This window comes from Sulfuricaulis sp., assembly GCF_049587675.1.
Classification (GTDB): domain Bacteria; phylum Pseudomonadota; class Gammaproteobacteria; order Acidiferrobacterales; family Sulfurifustaceae; genus Sulfuricaulis.
The window spans coordinates 1-4,903 of sequence record NZ_JBAVEJ010000023.1 but is presented as its reverse complement, the minus strand read 5'-3'; the positions used below and the strand labels follow the sequence as shown (position 1 = coordinate 4,903).

The 4,903-nt window shown below is 65.1% G+C and carries 3 protein-coding genes and 1 pseudogene; 3 read left to right on the top strand and 1 reads right to left on the bottom strand.

Annotation, left to right across the window (positions count from 1 at the left end; all coding sequences use genetic code 11):
- From WB402_RS00990 to WB402_RS00980, 3 genes are all read left to right on the top strand, one after another.
- Positions 1-1,118: TolC family protein (locus WB402_RS00990; RefSeq protein ID WP_424204867.1), on the top strand; the 1,118-nt coding region annotated here is incomplete at its 5' end.
- The gene (locus WB402_RS00985; RefSeq protein ID WP_424204866.1) at positions 1,115-1,483 is read left to right on the top strand and encodes a hypothetical protein; all 369 of its coding nucleotides are present in this window, start codon (positions 1,115-1,117) and stop codon (positions 1,481-1,483) included. The genes WB402_RS00990 and WB402_RS00985, both read left to right, overlap by 4 nt.
- 12 nt (positions 1,484-1,495) lie before the next feature.
- Positions 1,496-4,714 carry an efflux RND transporter permease subunit gene (locus WB402_RS00980; protein ID WP_424204864.1) on the top strand — a complete coding sequence of 1,073 codons (3,219 nt, stop codon included), beginning with the start codon at positions 1,496-1,498 and terminating at the stop codon, positions 4,712-4,714.
- Here the strand turns inward: WB402_RS00980 and WB402_RS00975 are convergent.
- Positions 4,683-4,903: pseudogene (locus tag WB402_RS00975) on the bottom strand (hypothetical protein); the annotation flags it as partial. The gene WB402_RS00980 and the pseudogene WB402_RS00975 overlap by 32 nt on opposite strands.

The window sequence follows — 4,903 nt, the reverse complement described above, 5'->3', positions numbered from 1 at the left end:
CGCTCGACGCGTTCGCCGACAAGCTCAACACCCGCAGCGTCACCACCCAAGACTTCGACCCCGCGCGCCTGAACCATCCGGGCACGAGCGACCTGCACATGACGCAACTCGCGCTGCGCCTGCCGGTTTACAGCGGCGGCCGGATTTCATCCTCGCTCACCAGCGCCGAGGAAATGGAAAAGAACGCGCAGCTGCAATACGAGCGCGCGCGCGAAATCACCGCCTTCCACACGCAACGCGCCTACATCGCCCTGCTGGCGGCGCAGGAAGCGCTGACCATCGCCGACGACGCGGTCGAGGCGGCGCAGCAACACGCGCGCAGCACGGCGCAACTTTCGCGCGAGGGCCGCACCGTGGTATCGGACAAGCTCACCGCCGAGGTCAACCTGGCCGCGGTGCAAGCGAGCCGTGAACAAGTCATCACCCGCGTCGAGACCGCGCGTAATCAGCTCAAGCTGGTCATGGGCCTGCCGCTCGACCGCGATATCAGCGTGGCGGCCGCGCGTGAGGATATCGAGGCCTTGCGCGAATCGAATCTCGCCGACAGCGAAACGCGCGCGCTCGCCGGCCGCAAGGATCTGGCGGCCGCCCGGACCCAGCGTCAGGCCGCCAGGGCGCGGGTGCAGGCGGCGCGCGCGGCCCACAAACCCAGCGTCGATTTGATCGCCACCAGCAACTGGTACGACGACAACCCCGGCTTCGACAGTCATTCCTCGAGCGTCATGGGCGTGGTGAGTCTCGACCTCTATGCCGGTGGCCGGCACCAGGGCGAGATTGGCGCCGCACTCGCCGAGGAGAACGAGATGCAATGGCGCGCGCAGGCGCAGGAACAGTCGGTTCGCAACGACGTGCGTGCGGCGCACGACAATCTGCGCGAAGCCAGGGCGCGGCACGCGACCGCCGCCGGCAACGTCGAACGCGCAAGCGAGAACGTCCGGCTCGTCGACCGGCGTTACGGTCAGGGACGGACCATTCTCATCGACTTGCTGCAGGCAGAGCGGTCTTACACCGACGCGCGCATGGAGGAACTGAACTCACGTGTCGATCTCGAAGTCGGCCGCTCGGCGCTGCGTCTTGCGGAGGGCACGCTGCCGTTGCCGGAGGGAACCGCCCCATGAGCCCGGCACGCCTGCTTTTTGTCGCCATGCTGTCCGCCCTGCCGCTCGCCGGCTGTCAGAAAAAAACGCCCGCAACGCCGCCGTCGTTGCCACAGATGAACCGCCCGGTGTTCGCGCTGCAAGTTAAGCCGGCGGAGTTGCTCAGAATCCGCATCCCGCGCCAGGCGCTGGTGGAGCGCGGCGGTATCCCCGGCGTGTTCGTGCTGAGCCCAGCGGGCGAAGCACGCTTTCGCATGGTGCGTCCCGGCGGCACGCCGGGGACGCAGGTGGAAATCCTGAGCGGGCTGCACGGCGATGAAACGCTGGTACTCGGCGACCTCGCCGACTTGCACGACGGCAGTCCGATCAAACGCGTGAGCCGATAGTTTCACCCGATCATGGCAAGAGAAAAACAATCCGGGGAAACCGGTTCCGATAACGGCCTCAACATCGCCGGCCGGATCGCCAGCTATTTCATCGACAGCAAGCTCACGCTCCTGGTCATGCTGTTTGCGTTCCTCGCGGGAATGTTCGCGTTCCTGGTCACGCCGCGCGAAGAAAACCCGCGTATCGTGGTGCCGGCCGCGAACATCATCGTCCAGAAACCCGGCGCCACGCCTGACGAAATCGAGCAACTCATCATCAAGCCGCTCGAGGCGATACTCCAGGGACTGGCCGGGGTCGAACACACCTATGGCATGGCCATGAACTCGACGGGCGTGGTGACGGTGCAGTTCAAGGTCGGACAGAACAAGGAAGATTCGCTGGTCAAGCTCTACGACCGCATCATGAGCAACATCGACCGCATGCCGCCGGGAACGCTGCAGCCGCTGATCAAGCCCGCGGACGTGGACGACGTGCCGATCCTGACGATTTCGCTTTCGTGCTCTGGCACGGTGGATTGCCGGCTGCGCGGAATTGCCAACGACGTGCTCGAACACCTGCGCCGTGTGGAGGGCACGTCGCTCGCGTACGTGCACGGCGGACGGCGGCGCGCGATCAATGTCAGTCTCGATCTCGACCGCCTGCACGCCTACAACGTCACGCTGTCCGACATACGCCAGGTGGTCGGCGCCACCAACGTCGACATTCCCTCGGGCGCGTTCGTGGGCGGCAATCGCGTGGCCTCGGTGCTGGCCGGCGGCATTCTGAAGAACGCGGACGACGTCGGCAATCTGGTGGTGGGGCTGACGGCGCACCGGCCGGTGTACCTGAAGCAGGTGGCCACGGTCACCGACGGCCCCGAGGAAATCGAGCGCACGCACCGCATCGGTTACGGACCGGCGTACACCGGCCAGCGGCCGGCCGACTACGAAATTCCGGCCGTGATTGTCTCCGTCGCCAAGCGCGCCGGCACCAACGCGGTCACGGTCGCCGAGGAAACGCTGCGCGAACTGGAGCGCATCCGTCCCACGGTGATTCCCCCGAACGTGCAGGTGAACGTCACGCGCAACGACGGCGCCAAGGCCAACGACGCGGTCAACACGCTCATGGAGCATCTCGCCATCGCCATCGGCACCGTGGTGGTGCTGCTGGTGTTTTTCCTCGGCTGGCGCGCCGCTTCCGTGATCACCATCACCATCCCGCTGATTCTCTTCATCACACTGGCGGTCGGTTTGATCGCGGGGCAGAGCATCAACCGGATCACCCTGTTTTCGCTGATTCTGTCGCTCGGCCTGATGGTCGACGACTCCATCGTCGTGATCGAAAACATCTTCCGGCATTACGCCCAGAAAGGCGCCGACCGGATGCAGCAGGCGGTCATGGCGGTGAACGAGATCGGCAGGCCGACGAATCTCGCGACCCTCACGGTCATCCTCGCATTCCTGCCCATGTTCTGGGTCACCGGGATGATGGGGCCGTACATGGCGCCGATCCCGTTCAACGTGCCGGTGGCGATGCTCACCTCGCTCGTCATCGCCTACACCGTGGCGCCGTGGGCGGCGTACCGCTTCCTCAAGGTACACGGTCACGAGCATGAAGGGCTTGCACACCATCAGGGTTTCCTGGAACGGCATTACGCCCGGATCATGAGCCGGCTAATCGCCGACAGCGGTGCGCGGCGTAAATTTTTTCTCGTAATCGGCGTGCTCATATTGCTCGTACTCGCCATGCCGGCATTCAATCTGGTGCTGTTCAAGATGCTGCCCAAGAACGACACCAATACCTTCAACGTCACCGTCGACATGCCCGAGGGCACGAGCCTGGAAGAGACCGATCGCGTCTCGCGGCTCGTGGGCGACGTCGTGCGCCGCCACCCGCAGGTGGAAACCTACGAAACCACGGTGGGCGAAACCGGCGTGATCGACTTCAACGGGTTGCTGCGCGGGGCCGGACTCCAATCCGGACCGCATGTCGCCGAGGTGCGCGTGAATCTGCGCAACAAGCATGAGCGCTCCGAGTCCTCGATCGATATCGCGTTAGACCTGCGCAAGCCGCTCGCGGAAGTGGCGCGGGAGACCGGCGCCAACATCAAACTCGTTGAAGACCCGCCGGGCCCGCCGGTACGGGCGACGATCCTGGCCGAGCTGTATGGGCCGGACTACACACAGCTGCGCAAGCTCGCGAAAGAGCTGCGCGGCGCGGTGTTCGATAAAACCGACGACGTCGTGGACGTGGACGACTCGGTGACCGACGATTACACCGAATACCACATCGTGGTGAACCGCGAGAAGGCCACGCTCGCGGGTATCGAACCGGCACAGGTCGCCGAGACGCTGCGCGCGTTTCTTGCCGGCGTGGACGCCGGCACGGTGCATTTGGCGTTCGAGAAGGAACCGGTGCCGATCCGGTTCCGCGTGCCGGCCGCCGGCCGCGCGGGGCCGGCGGCCCTGTCCAGGGTATTTTTCACCAGCCCCCAGGGGCGGCAGGTGCCGCTGACCGACATCGCGCTCATCGAGCAGCACATCACGCCCAAGCCGATTCTGCACAAGGACCAGTACCCGGTGGTGTACGTCACGGGCGAGCTGGGTTCGACCAGCCAGGTCTATGCCGTGCTCAAGATGTGGAATTACCTGCGCAGCCATCCGCTGCCGTCGGGGACGAAGCTGACGCAGTACTTCATGGCCGACCCGGACACGACCGGCTATTCAGTGCGCTGGGACGGCGAGATGCGCCTCACGCTCGACGTGTTCCGCGACCTGGGCTCGGCGTTCGCGGTGGCGATCATCCTGATCTATCTTGTACTCGTCGGTTATTACCGCTCGTTCGCGATTCCGCTCATCGTCATGGGCGCGATTCCGCTGACCGTCGTGGGCGTGCTGCCGGGACACACGATCATGGGGCAGTACTTCACCGCCACCTCGATGATCGGCGTGATCGCGCTTGCCGGCATCGTGGTGCGCAACTCACTGCTGCTCATCGATTTCATCCTCGAGTACCGCCGCGCCGGTCACACGCTGGACGAGGCGGTATTGCAGGCCGGCATCACGCGCCTGCGGCCGATCATGCTGACCGCCTTCGCCATCATCCTCGGCACTTTCATCATGGCCTTCGACCCGGTGTTCGGCGGACTGGCAGTCTCGCTGGTCTACGGCACCTTCGCTTCAACGGCATTGACGCTGCTGGTTATCCCGCTGGTCTACTTTATTTACGAGCACCGGCGCGCGGCCGTGTAGACTGCGTATCGCGCCGGGCCCCTCCCGCCACGCGGACGGTATTCGGAAGATTGGCGAGGATGACCTGGGCCAAGGCCTCGACCGCGGCCGCGCGCGGGAAACTGCGGCGCCATACAAGCGACACGCGCCGGTAGGCGTCCGGCACTTCAAGCTGGCGCGTCACCACGCCGGAGCCGGTCATCGCGGCGC

What these genes read in the sequence shown, in the direction of transcription:
- WB402_RS00985 (WP_424204866.1), top strand. Translation starts at nt 1,115, where the DNA reads ATGAGCCCGGCACGCCTGCTTTTTGTCGCCATGCTGTCCGCCCTGCCG.
- WB402_RS00980 (WP_424204864.1), top strand. Translation starts at nt 1,496, where the DNA reads ATGGCAAGAGAAAAACAATCCGGGGAAACCGGTTCCGATAACGGCCTC.